A 24,685-nucleotide genomic window follows, 5' to 3' on the forward strand; every position below is an offset into this window, starting at 1 on the left:
AGCGGGGTCCCGAGCCGCCCTCGGCCGCCGCAGCCCGGTCCGTTGAGGCCGCCGCCCAGGCCTTCCAGGCCGGTGTCAGGCGCGCACCAACCGGAGCAGCAGTGCCGCCGACCAGCTGAAGTTCGGGGCGTTGAGCCGGGCCCCGGTCAGCGGCTGGTAGTTCTCGTGGATCGGGGTGTCTCCGAGCAGCCCGTCGGCGTTGCGCAGCAGCTTGTCCCGGACGGCGGTGGCGTCGGCGGTGAAACCGGACCTCCGGAGACCCTCGATCGCGAAGTACGCCTGGTCGAGCCACACCGGGCCCCTCCAGTACGCCGCCGGGTCGAAGAACGGGCTGTCGGCCGCCACGGTCGGACACGGTACGTGGGTGCCGAACGCGCCGGGGTCGAGGAGGGTCGCCCGGACCGCGAGTGCCTGGGCGGGGGAGGCGATCCCGGCCCACACCGGGATGACGCCCTCGATGCCCTTGCCCCGCTCGACGAGGAGCCGGCCGGTGTCGAGCGCCACGTCGTAGAACCAACCGGTGGCCGGGTCGAACATCCGGTCCCGGACATAGGCGCCGACGAGGGCCGACGTGTCCTGGTATGGCTCGCGGAGCACCTTGGCGATCTTCGCGAGGTACGTCTTCTCCGCGAACAGGTACGCGTTGAGGTCCACCGACTCCTGGTCGATCGACCAGCCGGCCCCGCCGTTGGAGCGCACGGCCGCCGCGTCGAACCGGGGCGCGTTGTCCATCCCGGACTCCCAGGCCGCGGCCTCGATCACCGCGCCGTCGGAGTCGTTGGCCGGGTCGATCGTCGCCCCGTACTCGCAGATGCCGTTGCCGTCGTGGTCCCGGGCCGTGTACCACCACTGGTGGTAGGCGACCAGGCGCGGGAAGAGGCGGCGGAGGAAGTCCTTGTCGCCACCAGCCGAGTACACCTCCCAGGCGGCCCAGGCCGCGAGCGGGGGCTTGGTGTTGCGCTCGTTCCAGTTGCCGCCGCCGTGCGCCGGGTCGTTGTAGAAGATGCAGTCGGGGATCATGCCGTCGGCGCGCTGGTAGTCGAACAGGGCCTCGATCACGGAGCCGGCGAGTGCGGGTGAGAAGGCCGCGACGCCGACGGCCTGCTTCCACGAGTCCCAGGACCACATGCCGTTGAACCAGACGTAGGAGATCGACGGGGTGATCCCGCCGTGCCGGAGCGCGCCGGCCGCGCTGCGCCAGTTCGTCACGAGGGTCCCGATCGCCTTGACGGCGAGCCGGCGGTGTTCGGGGGCCACGCCCTCGAGTCCGCAGCGCAGGTAGGTGGCCCAGCGACGGTCGGTGGCCGCGGCGAGGCTGCCCGGCTTGCGCAGCGCCTCGGCGATCGTGCCGGCGTCCCGGTCGTCGGCCGTGAACGAGTAGGTCTCCGTCCAGGTCAGGGGCCGCTCGCCGTTCGGGGACACGCTCAGCGGCGTGGTCATGGTCGTCCGGTAGGAGTCACCGTCGACGGTCGTGGTCACCGGCGCGGCGTGCCGGACCTCGAACCGCTGGGTCGGCGTGGACAGGAACTTCCACACCTCCCTCACCTCGGTGAACTCGACGGCCACCCCGGTGCCCGTCGCCCGGAGTCGCGGCGCGGACCGGATCGGCTCCGTCTCGTGCCGTAACAGGGTGCCCGACCAGGACACGGCCACCCGGCGGACCTTCGCGCTCTCGTTGCGGACACTGGCCTGCACGAGTGCCGTGCGGCCGGAGACGAACCGCAGTTCCAGGGTGACGGTGAGCCCGTCGCCGGTGGAGGAGACCTGCCGGAGGAGGCCGGGCAGCGAGTCGGCGGAGACCAGCGTCAGTGGGACCGGCGCGCCGGTGGTGGTGTCGGTCAACGTGAGACGACTGAACACCTGGGACAGCCACCACGGGTACTCCTCGGCGATGTACAGCGGGCCGGAGAACCCGCCGGCGACCCCGAGGCCGTACCCGTGCCACGAGCCGCTGTCGGCGAACACGTTCAGCGGGTTGTCACCCGGTGGCCGGGCGGTGGTGGGCAGACCGCGCAGGTCGAGCACGTTGCGGAACTCGTCCGTGGGGGCTGATGTCGCCGTCGGGGTGGCCGACGCGACTCCGGGGAGGGCGACGGCGGCCGTGGTGGCCAGGCCCGCCGCGACGAAGGTTCTCCTGCGCATGAAAACTCCAGACTGGTCGACCATGCCGACGCGTTGAGGGGGGATTACGGGGCGAGCACTGCGGCGTCCGAGCCGGCCAGGTGCAGGGTGCCGTCGACGCGTCGATCGGTGAGCAGGTCGTGTCCGGTGACGTCGATGGTCACCGGGTCGGGGGTGTGGTTGAGGACGAAGAGGAAGTCGCCGCGCCGGCACAGCTCGACCCCGGGCGGGGCCGTGACCGGACCGTGGTCGGGGCCGACCAGGGGCACGGCGGCGGCCTCGAGTATCGGGCGGAACACGCTGTCGAGCCCGTCGGCCCCGAGGTGGGTGGAGATGTACCACGCGGTGCCCGCGCCGAACCGGTTCCGGGTGATCGCGGGCCGGCCCGCGAGCGGCGCGTCGAGGTAACTGGCCTCGACCTGCGCCGTGGTGGTGCTGAGCCACTCCCGCCACAGGGTGACCGGGTAGCGGCCGTCGAGGCTCACGTCCGAGGACTCGCCGGCCGGCAGTGGCCAGAACTCGTCGATGGCGACGCCCAGCAGTTCGCGGAGCGCACCGGGATACCCTCCGGGGTGCAGGTGGTCGTTGGCGTCGACCAGCCCGGAGAAGAACCCGACCACGAGTCGACCGCCGCCGGCCACGTAGGACTCGAGGTTGGCGCGGGTCGTGTCGGTGACCAGGTAGAGGTTGGGCGCGAGCACCAGCTTGTACGACGCCAGGTCCGCGTCCACGGGCACGAAGTCGACGGCGATGTTCCTGTTCCACAGCGGCTCGTACCACGCCCGGACCAGCTCCCGCCAGCGCAGCAACTGGGAAGGGTGCTCGTCGAGCTCCAGGGCCCACCAGGAGTCCCAGTCGAGCACGATCGCGACGTGCGCCGTGCTCCTCGCGCCCACCACCGGGGCCAGGCGGGTCAGCTCGCGGCCGAACGCCACGGTCCGCTGGTACCCCCGGGACGTCTCCCCGCCGTGCGGGAGCATCGCGGAGTGCCACTTCTCCGCGCCGGCCACCGAGGCGCGCCACTGGAAGTGCAGCACCCCGTCGGCGCCCCGGGCGATGGCCTGCAGGCTCCCCAGCCGGTACTGCGCGTCGGTCTTGGGCATGTTCACCTCGCGCCAGCTCACCGCTGACGGGGCCTGTTCGAGGAGGAGCCACGGCTGGCCGCCGCGCAGGGAACGCATCAGGTCGTAGTTCATCGCTGCTGTGACGTGCGCGGCGGGGTCGGCCGGGTCCGGGTACGCGTCGTCGGAGACCACGTCCTCCTCGGCGGCCCACTTCCAGTAGTCGAGGTCGCGCATCATCGACATGAAGTTCGTGGTGACCGGCACGCCGGGCGGCAGGACGGCCCGCTCGGCCCGGTAACACTCCAGCAGCGCGTCCGAGCAGAACCGCCGCCAGTCCAGGCGCTGAGTCGGGTTCGTCGGTCCGGGTGCCGCCCGGGGCGCCTCGATCTCCTCGAACGCCGTGTACCGCTGGGCCCAGAAATCGGTGCCCCAGGCGTGGTTCAGCCGTTCCAACGTGCCGTAGCGGGCGGTGAGCCACCGGCGGAAGTCCGCAGCCGAGGTGGGACAGAAGCACTCGGTGACATGGTCGCCGTACTCGTTGGAGATGTGCCACATCGCCAGCGCCGGGTGGTCGGCGAACCGCTCCGCCATCCGGGTCGCCAACGCGACCGTCGCGGTCCGGAACTCGGGGGACGACGGGCAGTAGTGCTGGCGGGAGCCGAATTCCAGCCGGATGCCCTCAGCGGTCACCGGCAGCGCCTGCGGGTACTTCCGGACGAACCACGCGGGCGGTGAGGCCGTGCCCGTGGCCAGGTCAACGCTGATCCCGTGCGACCACAACAGGTCGATGATCTCGGCCAACCAGTCCAGCTCGTAGACGCCTTCGGCAGGCTCCAGCCGGGCCCACGAGAACACCCCGAGCGTGATCATGTTGACCCCGGCCTGTCGCATCAGCCGGACGTCCTCGCGCCAGGTGTCGGGTCCCCACTGTTCGGGGTTCCAGTCGCCGCCGTACCTCATCGTCATCCCTTCACCGAGCCGCCGAGCAGGCCGGACACGAACTGCTTCTGGAACGCCAGGAACACCGCCATGATCGGCAACGTCGCGATGAACGCGCCGAGCATCAGACCGGAGTAGTCGACGTGTGACTGGCCGATCATCCGGGACAGGGCCACCGGGATCGTGTATTTCTCCTCGGAGTTGAGCATCAGCAACGGCCAGATGAAGGCGCTCCATTGCGAGATGAACGTGAAGATCACGACGGCGGCGAGCTGGGGTCGGGCGGCCGGCAGCACGATCCGGTAGAAGATCCGCGCCTCGGAGCAGCCGTCCAGGCGGCCCGCCTCGATCAGCTCGTCGGGGAACTCCAGGAACGCCTGGCGCATCAGGAAGATGCCGAAGGAGTTGGCCAGGAAGGGCAGCAGCACCGCCTGGTACGTGTCGATCCAGCCCACGTTCGCCATCATCTGGAACAAGGGAACGAGCAGCACCTGGAACGGGATCATCATGGTCGCCAGCAGCACCGCGAGCAGCATCCCCCGGCCGCGGAACCGGAATTTCGCCAGCCCGTAACCGCACATGGCGCTGATCAGGCTCGACAGCGCCGTGTACACCACCGTCAGGCCGACGGTGTTGACCGTGACCCGGGTGAAGCCGACCGTGTCCTCCAGGCGGCGCAGGTTCTCCCAGAGCTGGTCGCCCGGCAGGAACGGCGGCGGGGAGTGCAGCAGGTCCCGGGTGCGGTGGGTGGCAGCGACGATCATCCAGTAGAACGGGAACAGGCTGACCACCGCGCCGGCCGCCAGCGGCAGGTGCGCGAGCCGCTTCACGACTTCGTCCGCAGCGCGCGGAACTGCACGAGGGAGAGCAGACCGGTCAGCGCGACGACGAGCCAGGCGATCGCCGCCGCGTACCCGAAGTCGAGCTGTTGGAAGCCGTTCTCGTACAGGTAGAGCACCGGGGTCAGGGTCGCGTTGTCCGGCCCGCCCGAGGTGAGCACGAAACTCTCGTCGAACAGCTGCAGCGTGCCGATCGTCGAGGTGATCAGGCAGAACAGCAGCACAGGGCGCAGTTGGGGCACGATGACGCTCAGATACGTGCGCAGGGAGCCGGCCCCGTCGATCGCCGCCGCCTCGTACTGCTCCTTGGGGATGGCCTGCAACCCGGCCAACAGGATCACCATGTTGTACCCGCTCCAGCGCCACGTGATCGAGCCGATCAGGGCGACCCGGGCCATCGTCGGGTCGTTCAGCCAGTCGATATGGGTGCCGAGCAGCTGGTTGAGCAGGCCGGGGTCGGTGTTGAGGAGCACCCGGAACACGACGGCGTAGGCGACGAGGGTGGTGACGGCCGGGAGGAAGTAGGCCACCCGGTAGCCGGAGCGGAACCGCAGCCAGCTCAGGTTCAGCACCTGGGCCAGGCCGAGGGCGATCACGAGCATCAGCGGCACCTGGACCGTGAGGATCAGCGCGATGTTGACCAGGGACCGTCCGACCAGCGGATCCTCGAACAGCCGGGTGTAGTTGTCGAGGCCCGCCCACACCGTCTCGCCGTCGGAGTCCGTCTGGAAGCTCTGCACGAGGCTGGCCACGAGCGGGTACCCGAAGAAGACCGCGAAGAGCGCGGCGGCGGGTGCCGTGAAGAACCAGCCGGCGCGCCCTCTCACGCCAGCTTCCGCTTGGTCTGACCGGCGAGCTGGGCGGCCGCGCCCTTCAGCTCGGCCTTGGGATCCTTGCCCCGCAACAGCACGCCGGGCACCACCGAGTCCAGCAGGTCACCTGCCTTGGCGTAGTCGTCCGTGTAGGTGATCGTCGGGATCTTCGGGGTCTGCTCGCGGAACATCCGGTAGATCGTGGCGTCGCCGAAGTACTTCTGCGGGGCGTCGAAGAACGGGTCGCGCAGAGCCGGCAGATAGGCGGGGAACAGGCCCTCCGCCTTCATCATCGACACCTGGTTGCCGACATCGGCGAGACAGAACCTCACGAACGCCCATGCCGCGTCCGGGTTCTTCGACTGGGACGGCACCGCCAGGGTGGAGCCGCCGTTGTTGGCGGTCCGGCCACCGCCGCCGGCCACCGCCGGCAGCGGCATCACGCCGAACTTGCCGGACAGCTCCGGCATCTCGGTGGCGAGCGTTCCGGCCCACCAGACTCCGGACGGGGCGCAGGCCACCTTGCCGTCCTTGTTGGCGCTGACCAGGGCGTCCCAGCCCTTGACGTTGAGGATCAGCCCGGCGTCGTTCAACCGCTTCACGATGTCGATCGCCGCGAGGGTCGCCGACGAGTCCAGGGTGATGTCGCCGGACGCGTTGAAGTAGCCGGCGCCCTGCTGCTGCATGATCATCGGCACCGGACCTGCGCCATTGGACACGTCGCTGACCAGCAGCTTCGCCCCGGTACGCGCCAGGATGGCCGTGCCGGCAGTGATCAGGTCGTCCCAGGTGGCGAGGGACCTCGGGTCGATCCCGGCGGTCGCGAACAGGTCCGTGCGGTAGAACAGCCCTGCCGTGCCCGAGTCCCACGGCAGGCTGAACAGCTTGCCGGTCCTGTCGCTCGACGCTGACCACTTCGAGGGGTCGAAATCGGCCTTCATGGAGCTGGCGACGCTGGTCAGGTCCAGGAACCCGGTCGGGAACTGGGCCGCATAGGTCTGCATGTGGTCGGTCTCGACCGTGAGCACGTCGGCCAGCCCGCTGCCCGACTTGAGGCCGATGGCCATCTTGTCGTAGGCGTTGTCGTAGCCGATGTCGGTGACCTCGATCGTGACCTTCGGGTGCAGGGCCGTGAACTGCGGTCCCAGGCGCTTGAGCGCGGTGGCCGCGACGTCCCACGCCCAGATCGTGACGGTGCCCGTCAGCTCCCTGCCCTCGGTGGCCTGCTTCGCGGACTTCTTGGGCGAGCCGGTGGCGCAACCGGCCGCCGCACCGAGAAGGCCGAGCGCGGTGAGGGACAGGGTGTGTCGTCGGGTGAGGGTCACGGCAGCCTCCGATGGCGTGGATCGATGCTTCGATAGTGAACACGATCCAACATCGAAGTCAAGTCTTTTGAATTTTGAATACAATGTGCATACTGGTGGGCATGGACCACGCCCACCCCTACATCCCGAACTCCGTTCCTGAGGTCAGGGCCGCGATGCTCGTCTCGGTCGGGGCGGTCGATGTCGAGGAGTTCTACGCCGACATCCCCGCCGACCTGCGCCTGCACCGACCGCTGCTGCTGCCGGAGCCGATGCGGAGCGAGGCGGAACTCGTCCGGCACGTCGGCGGCCTGCTCGACCGCAACGTCGACGGGCTGAGCTTCCTGGGCGGCGGCTGCTACCCGCACCACGTGCCCGCCGTCTGCGACGAGGTCAACGGCCGGGCGGAGTTTCTCACCGCCTACGCCGGCGAGCCGTATGAGGACCACGGTCGGTTCCAGGCCCTCTGGGAGTACCAGAGCCTGATGGGCGAGCTGCTCGAGCTCGACGTCGTCAACGTGCCGACATACGACGGCTACCAGGCGGCGGCGACCTCGATCCGGATGGCCGGTCGGGTCACCGGTCGGTCGAAGGTGCTGCTCGGCGGGCCGGTGTCGCCCGACAAGCTGTCGAAGATCACCGACTACCTGCGCGGTGCCATGACCTTCACCGATGCCCTCGACGAGGACACGGCCTGCGTCTTCCTGGAGTATCCGAACCACCACGGCGTGATCGACGTCGAAGCGCCGACGCTGGTGGCCGCAGCGCACGCCGCCGGGGCCCTCGCCGTCGTCAGCTGCAACCCGATGGCGCTCGGGGTGCTCGCCTCACCGGCGAGCTTCGGCGCCGACATCGTCTGCGGGGACATCCAGCCGCTCGGCATGCACATGCAGTACGGCGGGGGGCAGGCGGGTTTCATCGCCACCCGTGACGACGAGCGCCTGGTCATGGAGTTCCCCTCCCGCCTGTTCGGCCTGGTCCCGACCGTGGTCGACGGGGAGTACGGCTTCGGCGACGTCGCCTACGACCGCACCTCGTTCGGAGTCCGCGAGGAGGGCAAGGAGTGGGTCGGCACCGCCGCGGCGCTCTGGGGCATCACCGCAGGGGTCTACCTGTCGCTGATGGGGCCGACCGGCATGCGGGAGATCGGCTCGACCATCATGGCCCGCACGGCCTACGCCATGCGCCTCCTGGGGGCGATTCCGGGCGTGACGCTCCCGAACGCAGACGATCCACACTTCTGTGAGTTCGTGGTGGAATTTGTTCGACCCGTCGGGGAGATTCTCGACGCGCTTCGTGACCGCGGCATTTTCGCCGGGTTGCCCCTCGACGGGCACCGAGCCCTCGTCTGCGTGACCGAGGTGCACACCCAGGCCGACATCGAGCTCCTGGCCGCTTCCGTGAGAGAGGTGCTGGCATGAAGGCCACCAACACCGGTCCCGTCGACCCCTCCGCGGCCCTGATCGGGGGCAAGCCACCGCTGCGCCGGTTCCGGCAGGCCAGCTGGGACGAGCCGCTGGTCTTCGAACTGACCCAGCCAGGGGAGCGCGGCATCCTGCCCCCGCTCGCGGAGCCACAGGTCACGGCCCTCGTCGGGGACCCCGCCGCCGCGCTGCCCGACGGCATCCGGCGCGCGACCCCTCCCGCGCTGCCGGAGATCTCGCAGAACCGGGTGCTGCGCCACTACCTGCGGTTGTCCCAGGAGACCCTGGGTGCCGACCTGAACGTCGATGTCGGCCAGGGCACCTGCACGATGAAATACAGCCCCAAGGTCAACGACGTGTTGATCCGGCGGATCGCGGAGCTGCACCCCGCCCGTGACCCGGCCACCGTCCAGGGCGTGCTGGCCATCATCCACGGCCTGCAGGGCATGCTCGCCGAGGTGTCCGGCATGGACGCCGTCACGGTCCAGCCCGGGGCCGGATCGGCCGCGATCTGGACCAACGTCGCCATGATCCGCGCGTACCACGCCTCTCGGGGGGAGGCGGACCAGCGCGACGAGATCATCACGACGATCTTCTCGCACCCGTCCAACGCGGCCTGCGCGGCAACGGCTGGCTACAAGGTCGTCACGCTGTACCCGGACGCGGACGGCTACCCCGACATCGACGCCCTGAAGGCCGCCGTCTCCGAGCGCACCGCCGCGTTGCTGATCACCAATCCCGAGGACACGGGCATCTTCAACCCGCGGATCGCGGAGTTCGTGGACATCGTGCACTCCGTCGGTGGTCTGGCCAGCTACGACCAGGCCAACGCCAACGGGATCCTCGGCATCACCCGCGCCCGCGAGGCCGGCTTCGACCTGTGCCACTTCAACCTGCACAAGACGTTCTCCACCCCGCACGCGTGCGGCGGGCCGGCGGCTGGCGCGTGCGGGGTGACCGCGGAGCTGGCGCCGTTCCTGCCCGGACCATTGGTCACCTTCGACGGCGTACGCTACGACCTGACCGACCCCGGCCCGCTGTCCATCGGCAAGGTCCGGCCCTACCAGGGCGTGGCAGGCAACATCGTCCGTGCCTACTCCTGGATCATGGCCCTGGGTGCCGAGGGTCTGCGTGAGGTGGCCGAGATCGCCGTCCTGAACAACAACTACCTGCTCACCGAGATGCTGAAGATCCGGGGCGTGTCCGCGCCGTACGCGGACGGCAGACGTCGCATCGAGCAGGTGCGCTACTCGTGGGAGCAGTTGCACGCCGACACGGGGGTGCACTCCGAGGACCTCGGCCTGCGGGCAGCCGACTTCGGCGTGCACTACTGGACGAGCCACCACCCGTACGTCGTCGCGGAGCCGGCCACCCTGGAGCCCACCGAGTCCTACTCGCGGACGGACCTGGACGAGTACATCGGGGTGATGCGCGAGGTCGCCAGGGAGGCGTACGAGTCCCCGGACACCGTCCGCACCGCGCCCCACAACTCCACGGTGCACCGCAACCGCGAGGACACCCTCGACGACCCGGGTACCTGGGCTGTCACCTGGAGGGCCTACCGCCGGAAGATCGCCGATGCCCGCTGACCCGACGAGGGTCGAGGTCTCCGCGGGGACGTCGATCCCCCCACAGGCCAAGCACGCCAAGCAGTCCGCAGCGGCCGCAGCGGCCATGGAGGCTGCCGCGGTCCAGGGAGAGACAGGGGCGTTTCCTGTGCCCCGGCCCCTCCCGGGCCGGCCACTCGTCGGGCTCGTCGTCAATCCTGTCGCCGGGCTCGGTGGTCCCGGCGCGCTGCACGGCAGTGACGCGCCGGACATCCGGAGCCTCGCGGCAGGAGTGGCCCCGCGATCTGCCGACCGGGCCGCGCTCGCGGTGGCCGCGCTCGTGGCGCACCGGCCCGATGTCCGGGTGCTGACGGTGGCCGGAGACATGGGGGAGACGGCTGCGGCCCTGGCCGGGGTGTCCGCCACCGTTGTCGTGGGCCGACCAGAGGTGACGTCGGGGGCTGACACCGCGCGAGCCGTGTTGGCGCTGCTCTCCGCCGGGGTCGAACTACTCCTGTTCGCGGGGGGCGACGGCACGGCCCGTGATGTGCTGGCTGCGGTGTCCGAGGGGTGCTCCCAGCCGGTGAATAGGGCGGGGGTGGCGGTTCGGCTGACCGCTGGAGAGACCGGGACGGCACCGGGATCCGCGAGAAAACCGGAGGCAAGAGCCGTGTCGACGGCTGCGCCGACCGGCATGGCGCCGGTTCGGGTGAGCATTGCGCCGCCGGGCACGCCTCGGGTTCAGACGGGCATCGTGTCGCCGGGCATGAGTCCGGCTCGGACGAGCGATGCGTCGTCAGGGACGAGTCCGATTCGGGCGGGCGATGCGTCGCTGGGGGCGAGTCCGGCTCGGGCGGGCGATGCGTCGCCCGGTCCGACGGAGGCTTGGCCGAGCGCTGACGGTTCCGGGTGGTTTCCCCGGGAGCCGTTTCACGACGGGGTGCTGACAGAAGGGCGTCGTCCGGCCGTGCTCGGTATCCCCACCGGGGTCAAGGTGCACTCCGCCGTCTACGCCGTGGGGCCCCGCGCCGCCGGGGAAGTCGCGGCGGCGTACCTCGACGGTCGGGCGCCGGTCCGGGAGTGCGAGGTCGTCGACCGGTCCGACCCGGCCAGGGTGTCGGCCCGGCTGTACGGCCACCTGCCGGTCCCGGTGCTCGCCCGCCGGGTCCAGCACCGCAAGATCGGATCCACGGTCACCGAGGGGGAAGACCTCGCTGGCATCGCGGCGTCCGTCGACCTCGAGCCCGGTGTGCTGCACGTGTTCGGCCCCGGCACCACCACCCGGGCGATCCTGCGCCGGCACGGGCTGCGCGCCCCCGTCACGGGAGTCACCGCCGTGCTCGACGACGAGGTCCACCCCGACATCGACGCGCGGACGGCGACGGCGCTCGCGGGCAGAGCCATCGCCGTGCGGCTGATCCTCTCGCCCGTCGGCGGTCAGGGTTTCCTGCTCGGCCGTGGCAACCAGCAACTCCTCGATCTCGTTCCGCGCGCGGAGCTGACCGTGGTGGCCACCGAGGCCAAACTCGCCGCGCTGGGTGGGCGGCCACTCCTGGTCGACACCGGGGACGAAGAACTCGACGCCAGACTGCGTGGGCACCTGCCGGTGCTCACCGGTTGGCGGCGGCGCACGATGTACCGGCTGGTATGACCCGCCGGGCGCACGGACGGCACCATGATGGAACGGACCAGGGAGCGCAGAGACATGTTGCAGGGTAAGCGGGCCATCGTCACCGGAGCGGCGTCCGGCATCGGCCTGGCCACGGCCGAGCTGTTCGCGGAGTTGGGCGCCGGGGTCGTCCTCGCGGACGTGGACCTTGACCGGGCCCGGGAGCACGCTGACCGGATCGGCGGCGTCGCGGTGCGCTGCGACGTCTCGAAGGCCGCCGACTGCGAGGGGGCCGTCGCGGCGGCGGTCGCGGCGTTCGGCGGATTGGACACGGTGTTCAACAACGCCGGCATCATCCGGCGTTCGACGGTCGAGGACATCACGGAAGATGACTGGGATCTCGTGATGGCGGTCAACATCAAGTCCATCATGCTGATGAGTCGGTACGCGGTTCCGCACCTTCGAGCGGCCGGCGGCGGGAGCATCATCAACACCGGCTCCGGCTGGGGCATGTCCGGCGGCGGCCGCGCGGTGTCCTACTGCGCTTCGAAGGGCGCCGTCGTGAACATGACCCGCGCGATGGCCATCGACCACGGGCCGGACAATATCCGGGTCAACTGCGTGTGCCCCGGAGACACCGCTACGGGAATGCTCGCGGATGAGGCCGCCCAGCTGGGCGCGACGGTGGAGAGTTTCTACGTGGATGCCGCAGACCGGCCGTTGGGGCGGATCGGGCAGCCGCGCGAGATCGCCCAGGCGGTGGCGTACCTGGCGAGTGACGCCGCCAGCTTCGTCTCGGGCGCTATCCTGCCGGTCGACGGCGGCGGTACCGCATAGATGGCCGCGAGAGCGCACACTGACGGGTGGGGGAGGCGGACCATGGCGATCGAGCGACGCCCACTGCGGGACCAGATCAAGGCCGAAGTGCTGGCCAGGTCGAGGCGGGGCGACTTCCCGGCCGGGCACAACATCAACGAGGCCAGGCTCGCCGCCGAACTCGGGGTGAGCCGCACGCCCCTGCGGGAGGCCCTGATCGCCCTGGAGATCGAGGGGTTGATCGAGAGCTCACCGGGCAAGGGGTTCCGGTTCGCGCCGGTGACGCCCCGGGAGTACGAGGAGCTGTCCCCGGTCGTGGCGGCCCTCGAGGCTCTGGCACTGGAGTCGTCAGGCGCCGCGTACCTGGAGCGGACCGCCCCGCGTCTCCTGGAGCTCGCCGAGGAGTTCGCCGCCTCCGAAGCCACCCAGGCCGAGGTCGAGCAGCGCGACGACGAGTGGCACGAACTGCTCCTCGGCGGCTGCCCCAACGAGCGGCTGATGGACCTGATCACGACGGTGAAAGCGAGCCTGCGGAGGTACGTGCACCTCAAGCTGGGCGACGAGACCCAGGTCAGCCGGTCAGCCGACGAGCATCGACTGATCGCCCAGCGGCTGATCGCCGGTGACCTGTCCGGTGCGGTGCTGGCGCTGAAGGCGAACTGGACGTCGGGTACCGATCAGGTGCTGACCCGGATCGACTCGGCCTGGCCGAACGCGGGCGGTGGGCGCGGTGGCTTGGAGATCATCGTCGAGGGTGGCCGGCATGCGGAGCCCGCAGCCGGCCAGAGCCGCGACGGTGTCCGCAGTCTTCGCGAGGAGCACCGGACCGGTGGGCCCGGTGGGGCGAGGTCCGGGGGCGCGTAGCCGGTGGACCGGGCGAAGGGCGAGGACCGGTCACGGCGAGGAGACGGCCGCGTGTCTGCGGACTCCGATCCCAGCGGGGGCGCTGTCCGACGTGCGGAGGCTGATGGACGACGGTGGGAGGATTGGCCGGTCCGGCGGGCGGTGGAGTTGACTGGCTGGTGAGCTGGTGAGCTGGTGAGCTGGTGAGCTGGTGAGCTGGGGCTGTGGAATCGGCGGGTGAGCCGATGTGACAGCTGGAACCGCAGTTGAGCCGGTGCGACAGAGCGGTGAGAGTGACGTCGAGTGAGCCCGTGCGACATGGCCGGCGGCGGACAAGCCTGGCGGTTGATGGATCCGTCAGCAGATGAACGGGGCGGTTGATGTGGTGGATATCGGTGGAACCGGTGACCGGCGGACACCGGACCGCGGCTCCTGGGCCGGCCGATCGGGAGGGCCGGTTGGTTCCCGTCGGGCGGTTCCGGTGAGGGACCTGTACGCGCTGCCCAAGGCGCATCTCCACCTGCACCTCACCGGCTCCATGCGTCCCGACACCCTCGCCGAGTGGGCCGCCCGCGACGGACTCCGGCTCCCGGCCCCGATGCCCGCGGACCAGGTGCACGGCTGGGCGGACTTCCAGGACAGGTACGACACCGCGCGGGCCGTGGTGCGCTCCGCCCCGGACATCGCCCGGCTGGTCCGCGAGGCGGCGGAGACCGACGCGGCGGACGGGGCCGGTTGGCTGGAGCTGCAGGTCGACCCGACGTCGTACGCTGCCCGGCTCGGTTCCGCCGAGGCGGTGCTCGAGGCGGTGCTCGCTGGCGTGTCCGAGGCCCCGATCCCGGTGGGAGTGGTGATCGCGGCCAGCTGGGGCGCGGACCCCGGGCACGCGGAGCGGTTGGCTCGACTCGCGGCGGCGACCCCGGGTGTGGTCGGATTCGGTCTGTCCAACGACGAGCGGCTCGGCAAAGTCGGGGACTTCGCCGCAGCCTGCCGGATCGCGGCTGATGCCGGACTTCGGATCGTGCCGCACGCCGGATTCTACGAGCCGGCCGCGCATGTCCGCGACTGTGTCGAGGTGCTGGGCGCACACCGGGTGGGCCACGCTGTCACGGCTGCCACCTGCGCGGACACCCTCGCCGTGCTCGCCGAGCGACGGGTGGCCGTCGAGTTGTGTCCGACGTCGTATCCGCCCCTGGGCGTCGCCTGGGACCTGTTCGCGCTGCTCGACGCGGGAGTGCCGGTCGCGTTGGGCACGGATGATCCGTTGTTGTTCGAGGTGGGGCTGGCGGGGGAGTACCAGATCGCGCGTGATCTTGGATGTGACGACGTGACGCTCGCTCAGCTGGCTCGGGACTCGATCGTGCACTCGGCAGCTCCGGGAGAGGTGCGGCAGGTGCTGCTGGAGGGGGTGGACGCCTGGCTGTCGGAGGGCTGAGCGGAGCGAGTCGATTGGCGTTCGACATCGGCCAGCGTGTTCGCGACGCCCTTCCTCGGCCTTGCCCCAGACACCCGGACCTGGCCCCGGCCCCGGCCCGAACCTGGGCGCGGACTCGGACCCGGACCCGGACCCCGACCGGCACCCGGACCGTGCCCCTTACCCCAACCCCTGCTCCAACTCACCTCGATGCCTCGCCGTCCACCCCCAGGCAGCCTGAACCTCCCCCACCACCCCGGCCTCCCGCAGCCTCCCCATCGCCACATCCCCACCGTCCGCGGCCCGCTCGATCCCCTGCCAACAGCGGTCCTGCCACCACAGCACCGTCCGGACCAGCCCGGCCCTGTCCTCCAACCCGTACGCGTCCGCGACCACCCGGATCAGTCGCCCCGCCAGCACGGGGTCGAGGACCTCCGCACCGAGCCCCGCGTACTGCCAACACACGTGTGCCACGTCCTGCACCCGCAGCCCCGGTGCCGCGGTGTCCCAGTCGATGAACGCGACAGGACTCCCGTCCCGGTAGATCGTGTTCCTCGGCGACAGGTCGTTGTGGCAGACCACCTCGTGATCACCAGCCAGGTCCGTGCCAGCAGTCAGGTCGTGGAACTCGCGGACCAGCGCGGCGACCCGGGCCAAGCTCTCCTCGCTGCGTAACCAGGCCGGCCTCGGGGGCTTCCACGGCACATGTCCGGCGACGAAGGTGAGGATGTCGCGTCCCTGGTCGTCGGTGCCGAGATGGTTGGGCGCGCCGGCCCAGCCGTGCTGTTCGAGGTGGTGCAGCAGATCGTGTGCGAATCCCGGCGCCGGCGGTCGGCGCACGGTGTCCCCGACGCGTACCACGGCGTTCACGAACCCGCCGGGCAGTGCACGTTCCTGCGACCGCTCGCCCGGGCCCGACGCCTGACTCTGTCCAGCGACGTCGTCGTCCACGAGTTCCATCCTGTCGTCTCGGAACATGAGCCCTTCCCTCGGGCAGCCCCGGTTCCACAGGGCCGACCTGACCCCACAGGCCACCAGGTCCCACCGGACATACATCCCACACCCAGATCGCCACGCCCGCTCGCCGGAAGCCGCGCGCGTGCGACAGTTGATCGGCAGGCCCGGCGTGGCGCGGACACCGCGCCTCGCAGGCACCCCGGAGGAGAGCCGGCACCCAGAGGAGAGACAGTGTCCGACTACCGCGTCCTCGGCCGTACCGGCGTCCGGCTCAGCCCGCTGACCCTCGGCGCGATGAATTTCGGGCGGATCGGTAACGCTGACCACGCCGACGGCATCCGGATCATCCACCGTGCCCTCGACGAGGGCATCACCGTCATCGACACCGCCGACGTCTACTCGCAGGGCGAGTCCGAGGAGGTCGTCGGCAAGGCGCTCGTCGACGGGCGGCGCGACGAGGTGTTCCTCGCGACCAAGTTCCACGGCCAGATGGGCGACAACCCCCACCATCGGGGCAACTCGCGGCGGTGGATCATGCGCGAGGTCGAGAACAGCCTGCGGCGGCTGCGGACCGACCATATCGACCTGTACCAGGTGCACCGCCCCGACCCGAGCGTCGACTTCGACGATACCCTCAGCGCGTTGAGTGACCTGGTCCACCAAGGCAAGATCCACTATGTGGGTACGTCCACGTTCTCCGCCGCCCAGATCGTCGAGGGCCAGTGGACGGCCGAGCGGCGTGGTCGGGAGCGGGTCGTGGCCGAACAGCCGCCGTACTCGATCCTGGCCCGCGGCATCGAGCGCGACGTGCTCCCGGTCGCCCAGCGCTACGGTCTGGGCATCCTGCCGTGGAGCCCCCTGGCCGGCGGCTGGCTGTCCGGCTCGTACCTGAACGGCGGCTCCCGCCGGGTCGAGCGGTTCCCCGCGCGCTACGACGCGGCGCTGCCGGCCAACGCGCCGAAGATCGAGGCGGTGACGAAGCTGGCGGCGCTCGCCGACGAGGCAGGACTGTCCCTGATCCACCTGGCGATCGGGTTCGTGCTCGCGCATCCGGCGGTCACGTCGGCGATCATCGGGCCCCGGACGCTGGAGCACCTGGAGTCGCAGCTGGGGGCCGCGACGGTGGTGCTGTCCGCCGACGTCCTCGACCGAATCGACGAGATCGTGCCGCCCGGGGTGAACCTGAACCCGGCGGACGCCGGCTACGAGCCGCCGTCGATCACGGATTCCCGGCTGCGCCGCCGCTGAGCTGTGCCACGCGGCAGGCGGGGAGGGGGAGGCTCGGCTCCTCGGCCCAGTGCACAGGAGGGACCAGAGACAAGTCCGTCCGGGCGGCTGTGGCACCCACCCCGCCGGGCTGGGCCGAGGCACGGGAGCCCGGTTTGACCCCGCTGGGCGGGGCCGGCGCGTGCCGGGTCGGGCCCCACCGTAACCGGATGATGGTTTTCAGTGCAGTGGGACGCCACCCGGGCGGTCCAGGGCACGCCACAGGGCCATCGCCTGGTCGTCGACCGCCACGTCGCCCTCGCAGTCGCGCTGGTAGATCTCGATGTACTCGCGGAGCACGTCGGCGTTGATCGTGTCCGGCTCGGCCCCGGCGAACTCCGGGTCGGCGTGCAGTACGAGCAGCAGCAGGTCGGGCACCCTTTCACCCTCGGGGCCCAGCGCCGGCTGGAAGTAGGGCACGTCCAGGGCCCTCGCGCCGCGCCGCTGGTAGAACCGGAGCCGCGCGTCGGCGTACCCGTGCCGCTCGTTGCCCGTGTGGCATGTCGGGTCCTCCACCTCGGCGAGGATCAGGCACGGCTCGTAGGCGGTGCGCCACGCGTCCAGGGCCGCGTCGAGCAGCGGCCCGCCGACCCGGCCGCCGCGGTGCCCGGGTCGCACCGCCAGCCAGGACAGCAGCAGTACCCGGGGGCCGGGTTCCCAGTCGCCGATGGCGCCGGCCAGGACCGTGCCCGCGTCGTCCGTGGCGATCCACACCGGACCCCGGCCGGAGCCGAGTGCGGCGCGGATCCCGCCGAGGGAGCTCAGCTCGGCGGGCGGGAACGACGCGACCAGGATCTCCTCGTACAGCGCGTCGAGTTGGGGCCCCGGGGTGAGCAGTTCCGTGATCCGCATGTCGCTCAGTGTACAGTTCAGCGCTCCCCGAATCGCCTAGTCTGAATGTCTACATGCGACAGGAGGCACGGTGTCTGAGCAGCAGGGACTCTTCGGTGGGGTGCTCCGGCAGGTGGCCAGAGGGCTGGCGGGGGACCGGCCGCTGCTCCTCGGCCTGGCGGGGGTCGTGGTCGTGGGCGCGATCGGGTTGGCGACCCCGGGGGGCGCGCGGCTCGCGGTGTTCGCGGTCGCCGGGGTGGTGCTGGTGCTGTGTCTGGCGCGGATCGTGGTGACCGCCCGGGTGGAGGGCGCGCGGGCCCGGCGGCGGCGGGACAACGTGGCCCGGTTGGGCGCGGACGCGAAGCTCGGCAACGCCCGGCTGTCGGCCCCGGGCAGTAACGAGTTCGTGGCCGGTGACGGGTTGCAGATGAAGGATCTGACGATGACCGCCGGCGTGGAGCCGGACCACCGCCGGGACACCCGGTGACCGCCCCCGCCCGCTTCATCGGCCGCCGCGCCGAGATCGCCCGCGCCCTCGGCCTCCTCACCCCCGCCCCGCACGGCTCCGTGCTCGACGTCGTCGGCATGCACGGCATCGGCAAGACCTTCTTCCTCCAGGAGATGGTCTCCGAGGCCCGGGCCGCGGGTTCCCGGGTGTTCTACAAGGATCTGGCCGACGACCTCACAGGCCTGGGCTTCGACGAGCGGCACGGCACCGGCCCCGACGCCGGCCTCGCGGTCCTGGTGGAGACCCTGGTGTTCGCCGGCAAGCTGGCCCGCTCGCTGCTGGAGGCGTTCGGCCGGTCGGGGCGGGAGCTGCGCGAGGTCGTGAAGCTGCACGCGCAGCTGCGGGCCCGGCTGGAGGAGGGATCGGGCAACACGGTCACCCTTGGTGCGCACAGCAGCGTGGAGAACATGAATCTGCGGGTCGTCGAGGACGTCGCCCGGGTGATGGCCCTGCAGGCGGAGTTCGACGAGGCGTTCGTGGGGGCGTGGCCGGCGGCGACCGGTGGCCGGCCTGTGCTGCTGGCGATCGACTCGTTCGAGCGGGTGGTCGACGACGAGATCGGCCGGTGGCTGCTCAAGACGGTCACGTCGCTGCCGAACACGCTGACCCTGCTGGCCCGGACGCCGACCGGGCACTCGCTGGTGAGCGATTCCGCGCACGTGCACCGGGAGCCGCTGGCGCCGTTCGAGCCGGCTGAGGTCGCCGAGTACCTCCAGGAGCAGGTCGGGCCCGAGCTGGTCGACGGGGACATCGCCGAGATCGTCTACACGTTCACCCACGGCCACCCGGGCGGCGTGGACCTGGCCGGCCGGTACCTCCTGGAGCACGGTGCCGCCCGGCAGGGCCGGATGACGCCGGCGGAGCTGCGCCGCGAGTTCGCCCGGCTGCCCGAGCGCGAGGGCGACAGGTGGGGCGGGATGGTCGACCTGATCCTCGGGGTACTGCGCGGGGAGCGGCGGTCGTCGCTGACCCCGGCGGTGGAGTGCGCTGCGGTCGTGGGCCGGTTCGACGCGCCGATGATGGTGGACCTGCTGGGGCTCACCGACACCGGGGAGGCCGACCGGGTGCTCAAGGGCCTGGAGGGGCTGCGGCTGGCGTGGAACGTGCCCGACGAGGTCGGCGAGCGCAGCGACTGGTACCGGCTGCACGAGTTCATCCGGATCTCCCTGGCCGAGCAGTTGCGCACCGGCAACCAGGACCGCTGGCTGCACCTGCACGACCTGGCGGCCCGGCACTGCTACGACAGGCTGCTGAACTGGGAGGACGACCGGGGCGAGTACGGCACCTGGCACTGCTACGAGAACCCGCACTGGCAGGAGTACAAACAGGCGTGGCTGCACCACACCGGACAGACGACGCCCGACCCGCGGCTGACGTTCGTCCGGTTCCTCGTGGTGTTCCTCGAGGCGTTCTGGTGGTGGGGCTGCTACCACCCGTTCCCGTTCAACCGGCAGCTGATCGACGACTGGGAGAGGTTCCTCGGCGCGTGGGGGACCAGGCCGACGTGGAACGCCCGCGGCGGCTCGCCGAAGGTGGCGGGTCAGCGGCTGTCCGACGCGCTGGTGTTCCTGATCGACCACTATCCGCACGGGCACGACAAGAGCCGCCCGTCGCAGCCGTGGGAGGCGATCCGGCGCAAGCTGCTCCAGGCGCAGGACATCTGCGGCCTGGCCCCGGGCGGCCGGCTGCGGGTGTCCGAGGAGGACACCGTGGCGGTCGCCCGGGCCCGGGGCCTGCTGGACATCTTCCTGGCGCACACCCGCCGGTTCGCAGATCCGGCGGACCCGGGCGCTGTCCGGTACTACGACAGCGCGCTGACAGCCTTCGTCGACGACCACTGGGTCACCGAGTGGCTGCTGTTCGAGCGGGCGGACCTGGATCTGGAGCGGGGCCTGCTCGACGAGGCCCTCGCGGGCGTCGACCGGGCGGCCCGGGCGGTGCTGGAGCTGGCGGACACCGACGACGAGTGGGACCACGAGCTGGCGGCCAACCTGCACCGGGTCCGCGCGGACGTGCTGTGGGCGCGCGGCGAACCCGACCGGGCCGCTGAGGCCTACCGACTGGCCCTGGTGGACGCGTACTGGTTCCAGGGCAGCCCGCACGAGCCGGACGCGTACTCCGCCCGGTTCTACAAGGAGATCACCTCGCGGGCGGTGGACCGGATCGTGTCCCTCGCGGCGACCGACCCCGACGCGGCCGTCCGGTTCGCGATGGCGGTGCGGCCGCTGGCGGAGGAGGCCGGCGGGGTGGCCGCCGACGGCGTGCGGGAGCTGATCCTGACCGGTTCGCCGGAGGCGCTGGCCGACCGCCTGCTGCCGCGCGGGCCGGCCGAGCACGAGCTGTCCGACCCGCAGAGCGAGTTCCTCGACGAGCTGCGCGACCGGCGCGAGTTCGCCCCGGAGCCCCGGGAGAACATCACGGTGCTGCTGAGGATTGAAGAGGATTCGCCCGAATAGTCCTTGGTGGCGGACTGTGAAAGCGACGAGCACTTCAGGTCACCGTGCCGCGAGACTAGGCGGATGGTCGCTGAGTGGATCGTCGCGTTGGCAACGGCTGGTGGCTCCGAACTCGTCGGTGCGAGGGGCACCGCGGACTGGAAGGCGGTCCGGGCACGCTTCGCCCGGTTGCTCGCCCGGGGCGACGAGTCCCGGGTCGTCGGGGAGATCGAGCGGTTCGACGCCGAGGCCAGCAGCCTGGCCCGGGTGGACGCCGCGCTGCGCCCCCGGCTGGGGATGGCCGTGGAGTACACCTGGCAGGTCCGGCTCGTCGCGCTGCTGGAGGACCACCCGGACGCCGCCAGCGACCTGTGCACGCTTCTCCTCGCCGCGCACGACCCGGTGACCGTACGATCGGAGTCGATGCCGTTCGCCCCTTCGCCCTGAGGAGCCGTGAGTGCACGAGGTCCGCGGAGTCGTCGCCCGTTCCGCCCACGCTCCGGTGACCCTGGAGACGGTCCTGGTGCCCGACCCCGGCCCCGGCGAGGCGTTGGTCGCGGTGCGGGCGTGCGGGGTGTGCCACACGGACCTGCACTACCGCGAGGGCGGGATCAACGACGAGTTCCCGTTCCTGCTCGGCCACGAGGCGGCCGGGACCGTGGAGGCCGTCGGACCCGACGTCACAGGGCTCGCCCCGGGCGACTACGTGATCCTCAACTGGCGCGCGGTGTGCGGCCGGTGCCGGGCGTGCCTGCGCGGTCGGCCGCAGTACTGCTTCGCCACCCACAACGCCCTCCAGAAGATGACCCTGGCCGACGGCACCCCGCTGTCCCCGGCCCTCGGGATCGGCGCGTTCGCCGACAAGACGCTCGTCGCCGCCGGCCAGTGCACGAAGGTCGACCCGGCAGCCGAGCCCGCCGTCGCCGGCCTGCTCGGCTGCGGCGTGATGGCCGGGCTCGGCGCGGCGCTGAACACCGGCGCTGTGTCGCGGGGCGACTCGGTGGCCGTGATCGGCTGCGGCGGGGTCGGCAACGCGGCCATCGCCGGGGCCCGGCTGGCCGGCGCGGCCACGATCATCGGGGTCGACGTCGACGCCCGCAAGCTCGACTGGGCCCGGCAGCTCGGCGCGACGCACACCGTCCTGTCCGGAGCCACGGACGTGGTCGAGGCCATCCGGGAGCTGACCGGCGGCTTCGGCGCGGACGTGGTGATCGACGCCGTGGGCCGCCCGGAGACCTACACCCAGGCGTTCTACGCCCGTGACCTCGCCGGCACCGTCGTCCTCGTCGGTGTCCCCACCCCGGACATGCGCGTCGACCTGCCGCTCCTCGACGTCTTCGGCCGCGGAGGCGCCCTGAAGTCCTCCTGGTACGGCGACTGTCTGCCGTCCCGCGACTTCCCCACCCTGATCGACCTGTACCTGCAGGGCCGCCTCGACCTCGGCGCGTTCGTCTCGGAGCGGATCGCCCCGGACGGCGTCGAGGAGGCGTTCGCCCGGATGTCCCGGGGCGAGGTCCTGCGCTCGGTCGTCGAGTTCTGAAAGACCATCATTCGGTTACGGTGGGGCCCGACCCGGGTTCCGCCGGCCGAAGCCCAGCGGGCCGGCCCCTCGGAGCCCTGGGCGGGGTGACCGGGCCGCCCGGCGCTCTGCGCCGACCGGCCCGGCCCGGCCCGGTCGGCTCCCGCTCCCTACCGGCTCGCCGGCGTCACGAACGGCCCCTCCGGCAGCCGCTCCACCGGCACCGGCCGGACGAACTCCGGATCGAACACCCCGAACAGCCACAGCACCAGCCAACAGGCGCCCGCCAGCAGGCAGATCCCGAACAGCACCCCGAACCAGTGGTCCCGCAGCCGCCACGGCCGCTGGACCGGGCTGTCCACCTCGACCTCGTCCATCACAGCCTCGCCCACACGTTGTTGGCCACGGCCGCCGCGGCCTGGACCGCGAGCTTCTCCGTCGACGGCCACGCGTCGTACTGCACCGTGACCACGTCGCCGGCCACCTGGCTGATCAGGTGCACCGAGACGTGTCCCGTCCGCGGGTCGGTGATCGCTGTCGCGCACGACCGTTCGCCTACCGAGACCCTGACCTCGGCGCCCTGGGTCTCCGGGTTGAGCCGCCAATGGTCGCAGACAGGTTCGTACGCCCGGTCCGCCTCGATCCGGCGGGTGTTGCACGCGGTTCCGCCGTCGGAGGGGAAACACGGGCTGAGCCGGGACAGTGCGACATGCAGCGACCCGAACCGGGGCTCACCGCCAGGGGTCGTGGCCGTGCAGTCCACGTCGTTGGATTCGCTGTAGTTGCCCCTCGTCACCGTGGGAGTGCCAGCGCGAGGCGCGAGCTGCTCGATCAGCGCGCCGCCGACCAGGGAACACAGGTCGCGCGGGGCCGGGTCGGCCGAACACCCGGCCAGCAGCGGGAACAGCACCACCACCGCCAGGCCCCACCCGATGGATCTCCTCCTCATGGCCGCGAATCTACCCCGGCGGCGCTACCAGGGCCCGCCGGCGCGGACCGCGATGCCGTCCCGGCGCACGCCCCGCCGACGACTGTCCACACCCGGCGGATGGTCACTCCACCCGGAGGCGGTAGCCGCGTTTGATCACGGTCTGGACGTAGCGGGCCGAACCCAGGCCGCCCCGCAGTCGGGCCACCGCCATCTCCACGGCGTGCCCGTCCATTCCCCGGGGCAGGGCCGCCAGCAGTTCGGTGCGGGACACCACCCGGCCGGGGTGCGCGGCGAGTACCCGCAGGACGGACATCGGGGCCGGCGCGAGAGGGTGCGGGTGGCCGTCGAGGAGGACGGCGTGGCCGCGGAGTTCGAGGGTCCCGCCGCCCACGGTGAGCCGACGCGCCCGGCGGGGGAGCTCGTCGGTCACGGCCCGGACCAGGGAACCGAGCCGGGCCCGGTCGGGGAGCAGTGTCGGGGCACCGGCGGCGTGCAGCAGTCCGGCGGTGACCGGGCCGACGCACGCGGCGAGCACGGCCGGCCACCCGTGAACCCCGGGATCCCCGGGGACGTGCCCGTGACCGGGCCCGGCGGCTACCGCGCCGGGCGCACCCACATCCCCGGCACCATCCGAGCCGCCAGAGCCGCCAGAGCCGGACGGAGTGCCCAAGCCGTCAGCGCCGGCCGCGGTGCCCAAGCCGTCAGCGCCGGACGGGGTGCCCGAGCCGTCACAGCCGCCCGAGCCGGCGCGTCCGCCGAACGCCGCCAGCACGCCCGGCGCGTCCGACCCGGCGACCTGGAGCAGGGCGGCCACCGCCGGGGCGCTCGTGAACGTGACGGCGTCGACCTGGCCGGCGAGCACCAGGTCGACCAGGCGACGGACCGGGGCGGTGTCGTCGGGGAGTTCCCACCGGTACACCGGAATGATCACGACCTCGGCCCCGGCGGCCCGCAGCGCGGCCACGAACGCCTCCTGCGGCTCCCCGTGCAGCTGGACGGCGATCCGCAGGCCGGCGATCCCCTGGGCCAGCAGGTGGTCCTGCACCTCCTCGCAGCACTCCGACTCGGCGTGCCACCAGTCGACGAGCCCGGCGGCCCGGATCGCGCCCCGGGCCTTGGGGCCGCGCGCGATCAGCCGGGCCTTGCCGAGTACCGGCAGCAACGGCAGCCCCCAGCCCTCCGCGGCCTCCAGCCAGCCCCGGAACCCGATCCCGGTCGTGCACACCACGAGGTCGGGCGGGTTGTCCACGCAGTCGGCCGTGGCCGCGTGCAGCGCCGTGTCATCGGCGAGCGGCAGGATCGTGATCGCCGGCGCGCTGATCACCCGGGCGCCCCGGCGTTCGAGGAGGGCGGCGAGTTCGCCGCGCCGCCGGTCGGCCGTGACGGCGACGGTGAATCCTTCCAACGGCGCGGTCACGGCCCGGCCTCCTGACCTGGGAGCGCGGCGGTCTGATCCTGCCGGCCGGTGCGACCGAGCCAGGGGTCCCAGGTCGCGCCAGGGTCCTC

Annotated in this window: 21 protein-coding genes; 11 read left to right on the plus strand and 10 right to left on the minus strand. The window is 71.6% G+C overall.

What is annotated here, in order from left to right:
- Window positions 1–75: 75 nt before the first annotated feature.
- Genes IW245_RS37945 through IW245_RS37965 form a run of 5 tightly spaced genes read right to left on the minus strand, consistent with a single transcriptional unit; the run spans window position 76 to window position 7,100 of the window.
- Window positions 76–2,142: an MGH1-like glycoside hydrolase domain-containing protein gene (locus IW245_RS37945; protein ID WP_197007874.1), complete on the minus strand. Its 2,067-nt coding sequence runs from the start codon at window positions 2,140–2,142 to the stop codon at window positions 76–78.
- Window positions 2,143–2,186: 44 nt separating this feature from the next.
- Window positions 2,187–4,151, minus strand: coding sequence for a beta-galactosidase (locus IW245_RS37950; protein ID WP_197007875.1), 1,965 nt, complete (start codon window positions 4,149–4,151; stop codon window positions 2,187–2,189).
- On the minus strand, window positions 4,148–4,954 hold the full coding sequence (locus IW245_RS41295) for a carbohydrate ABC transporter permease (protein WP_197007876.1): 807 nt from the start codon (window positions 4,952–4,954) through the stop codon (window positions 4,148–4,150). The genes IW245_RS37950 and IW245_RS41295 overlap by 4 nt, the downstream gene beginning before the upstream one ends.
- Complete coding sequence (locus tag IW245_RS37960) at window positions 4,951–5,790, minus strand: carbohydrate ABC transporter permease (RefSeq protein ID WP_197007877.1); 840 nt, start codon at window positions 5,788–5,790, stop codon at window positions 4,951–4,953. Before IW245_RS37960 ends, IW245_RS41295 begins: the two co-directional genes overlap by 4 nt.
- Window positions 5,787–7,100: an ABC transporter substrate-binding protein gene (locus IW245_RS37965; protein WP_197007878.1), complete on the minus strand. Its 1,314-nt coding sequence runs from the start codon at window positions 7,098–7,100 to the stop codon at window positions 5,787–5,789. The genes IW245_RS37960 and IW245_RS37965 overlap by 4 nt, the downstream gene beginning before the upstream one ends.
- Before the next feature lie 101 nt (window positions 7,101–7,201).
- Between IW245_RS37965 and gcvPA the strand changes: the two genes are divergently transcribed.
- The 6 genes from gcvPA (at window position 7,202) to add (ending at window position 14,753) form a co-directional block, all read left to right on the plus strand.
- Entirely contained in the window at window positions 7,202–8,500 is a 1,299-nt protein-coding gene (gcvPA, locus tag IW245_RS37970) for an aminomethyl-transferring glycine dehydrogenase subunit GcvPA (RefSeq protein ID WP_197007879.1), read from the plus strand.
- Window positions 8,497–10,092, plus strand: a complete 1,596-nt coding sequence (gene gcvPB, locus IW245_RS37975; RefSeq protein WP_197007880.1) for an aminomethyl-transferring glycine dehydrogenase subunit GcvPB — start codon at window positions 8,497–8,499, stop codon at window positions 10,090–10,092. Before gcvPA ends, gcvPB begins: the two co-directional genes overlap by 4 nt.
- A gap of 85 nt (window positions 10,093–10,177) precedes the next feature.
- Complete coding sequence (locus tag IW245_RS42870) at window positions 10,178–11,701, plus strand: ATP-NAD kinase family protein (RefSeq protein ID WP_504739618.1); 1,524 nt, start codon at window positions 10,178–10,180, stop codon at window positions 11,699–11,701.
- Between the two features lie 54 nt (window positions 11,702–11,755).
- A complete protein-coding gene (locus IW245_RS37985) occupies window positions 11,756–12,496 on the plus strand; it encodes an SDR family NAD(P)-dependent oxidoreductase (protein ID WP_231399075.1) in 741 nt (246 codons plus the stop codon).
- A 42-nt stretch (window positions 12,497–12,538) separates the two neighbouring features.
- A complete protein-coding gene (locus IW245_RS37990) occupies window positions 12,539–13,339 on the plus strand; it encodes a GntR family transcriptional regulator (RefSeq protein ID WP_197007882.1) in 801 nt (266 codons plus the stop codon).
- 460 nt (window positions 13,340–13,799) lie between these two features.
- On the plus strand, window positions 13,800–14,753 hold the full coding sequence (gene add, locus IW245_RS37995) for an adenosine deaminase (protein WP_233472976.1): 954 nt from the start codon (window positions 13,800–13,802) through the stop codon (window positions 14,751–14,753).
- Between the two features lie 159 nt (window positions 14,754–14,912).
- Here add and IW245_RS41305 read toward each other — a convergent pair whose 3' ends face one another.
- Window positions 14,913–15,710, minus strand: coding sequence for a phosphotransferase (locus IW245_RS41305; protein ID WP_231399076.1), 798 nt, complete (start codon window positions 15,708–15,710; stop codon window positions 14,913–14,915).
- Window positions 15,711–15,920: 210 nt separating this feature from the next.
- On the opposite strand from IW245_RS41305, the gene IW245_RS38005 reads away from it, so the two are divergent.
- Window positions 15,921–16,937, plus strand: a complete 1,017-nt coding sequence (locus IW245_RS38005) for an aldo/keto reductase (protein ID WP_233472975.1) — start codon at window positions 15,921–15,923, stop codon at window positions 16,935–16,937.
- Window positions 16,938–17,135: 198 nt separating this feature from the next.
- On the opposite strand, the gene IW245_RS38010 is transcribed toward IW245_RS38005, so the two are convergent.
- A complete protein-coding gene (locus tag IW245_RS38010) occupies window positions 17,136–17,807 on the minus strand; it encodes a GNAT family N-acetyltransferase (RefSeq protein WP_197007884.1) in 672 nt (223 codons plus the stop codon).
- Window positions 17,808–17,877: 70 nt separating this feature from the next.
- Here IW245_RS38010 and IW245_RS38015 point away from each other — a divergent pair, with 70 nt between their 5' ends.
- The 4 genes from IW245_RS38015 to IW245_RS38030 all read left to right on the plus strand — a co-directional run bounded on the left by IW245_RS38015 (window position 17,878) and on the right by IW245_RS38030 (window position 22,269).
- Window positions 17,878–18,273 carry a hypothetical protein gene (locus tag IW245_RS38015; protein WP_197007885.1) on the plus strand — a complete coding sequence of 132 codons (396 nt, stop codon included), beginning with the start codon at window positions 17,878–17,880 and terminating at the stop codon, window positions 18,271–18,273.
- Window positions 18,270–20,750: an AAA family ATPase gene (locus tag IW245_RS38020; RefSeq protein ID WP_197007886.1), complete on the plus strand. Its 2,481-nt coding sequence runs from the start codon at window positions 18,270–18,272 to the stop codon at window positions 20,748–20,750. The genes IW245_RS38015 and IW245_RS38020 overlap by 4 nt, the downstream gene beginning before the upstream one ends.
- Window positions 20,751–20,813: 63 nt before the next feature.
- Complete coding sequence (locus IW245_RS38025; RefSeq protein WP_197007887.1) at window positions 20,814–21,176, plus strand: hypothetical protein; 363 nt, start codon at window positions 20,814–20,816, stop codon at window positions 21,174–21,176.
- Between the two features lie 10 nt (window positions 21,177–21,186).
- Complete coding sequence (locus IW245_RS38030; protein ID WP_197007888.1) at window positions 21,187–22,269, plus strand: S-(hydroxymethyl)mycothiol dehydrogenase; 1,083 nt, start codon at window positions 21,187–21,189, stop codon at window positions 22,267–22,269.
- Between the two features lie 149 nt (window positions 22,270–22,418).
- Here IW245_RS38030 and IW245_RS38035 read toward each other — a convergent pair whose 3' ends face one another.
- The 3 genes from IW245_RS38035 to IW245_RS41310 all read right to left on the minus strand — a co-directional run bounded on the left by IW245_RS38035 (window position 22,419) and on the right by IW245_RS41310 (window position 24,596).
- Window positions 22,419–22,625 (minus strand): hypothetical protein, encoded by a 207-nt coding sequence (locus IW245_RS38035; protein ID WP_197007889.1) that lies wholly within the window; start codon window positions 22,623–22,625, stop codon window positions 22,419–22,421.
- Window positions 22,625–23,197 (minus strand): hypothetical protein, encoded by a 573-nt coding sequence (locus IW245_RS38040; protein ID WP_197007890.1) that lies wholly within the window; start codon window positions 23,195–23,197, stop codon window positions 22,625–22,627. The genes IW245_RS38035 and IW245_RS38040 overlap by 1 nt, the downstream gene beginning before the upstream one ends.
- A gap of 103 nt (window positions 23,198–23,300) precedes the next feature.
- Entirely contained in the window at window positions 23,301–24,596 is a 1,296-nt protein-coding gene (locus IW245_RS41310) for a uroporphyrinogen-III synthase (protein ID WP_233472974.1), read from the minus strand.
- Window positions 24,597–24,685: the final 89 nt, after the last annotated feature.

The organism is Longispora fulva (assembly GCF_015751905.1).
Taxonomy (GTDB): domain Bacteria; phylum Actinomycetota; class Actinomycetes; order Mycobacteriales; family Micromonosporaceae; genus Longispora; species Longispora fulva.

What these genes read in the sequence shown, in the direction of transcription:
- IW245_RS38025 (WP_197007887.1), top strand. Translation starts at nt 20,814, where the DNA reads ATGGTCGCTGAGTGGATCGTCGCGTTGGCAACGGCTGGTGGCTCCGAA.
- IW245_RS42870 (WP_504739618.1), top strand. Translation starts at nt 10,178, where the DNA reads ATGGAGGCTGCCGCGGTCCAGGGAGAGACAGGGGCGTTTCCTGTGCCC.
- gcvPA (WP_197007879.1), top strand. Translation starts at nt 7,202, where the DNA reads ATGGACCACGCCCACCCCTACATCCCGAACTCCGTTCCTGAGGTCAGG.
- IW245_RS41305 (WP_231399076.1), bottom strand. Translation starts at nt 15,710, where the DNA reads ATGTTCCGAGACGACAGGATGGAACTCGTGGACGACGACGTCGCTGGA.
- IW245_RS38010 (WP_197007884.1), bottom strand. Translation starts at nt 17,807, where the DNA reads ATGCGGATCACGGAACTGCTCACCCCGGGGCCCCAACTCGACGCGCTG.
- IW245_RS37945 (WP_197007874.1), bottom strand. Translation starts at nt 2,142, where the DNA reads ATGCGCAGGAGAACCTTCGTCGCGGCGGGCCTGGCCACCACGGCCGCC.
- IW245_RS37990 (WP_197007882.1), top strand. Translation starts at nt 12,539, where the DNA reads ATGGCGATCGAGCGACGCCCACTGCGGGACCAGATCAAGGCCGAAGTG.
- IW245_RS37950 (WP_197007875.1), bottom strand. Translation starts at nt 4,151, where the DNA reads ATGACGATGAGGTACGGCGGCGACTGGAACCCCGAACAGTGGGGACCC.
- IW245_RS38040 (WP_197007890.1), bottom strand. Translation starts at nt 23,197, where the DNA reads ATGAGGAGGAGATCCATCGGGTGGGGCCTGGCGGTGGTGGTGCTGTTC.
- IW245_RS38035 (WP_197007889.1), bottom strand. Translation starts at nt 22,625, where the DNA reads ATGGACGAGGTCGAGGTGGACAGCCCGGTCCAGCGGCCGTGGCGGCTG.
- gcvPB (WP_197007880.1), top strand. Translation starts at nt 8,497, where the DNA reads ATGAAGGCCACCAACACCGGTCCCGTCGACCCCTCCGCGGCCCTGATC.
- IW245_RS37985 (WP_231399075.1), top strand. Translation starts at nt 11,756, where the DNA reads ATGTTGCAGGGTAAGCGGGCCATCGTCACCGGAGCGGCGTCCGGCATC.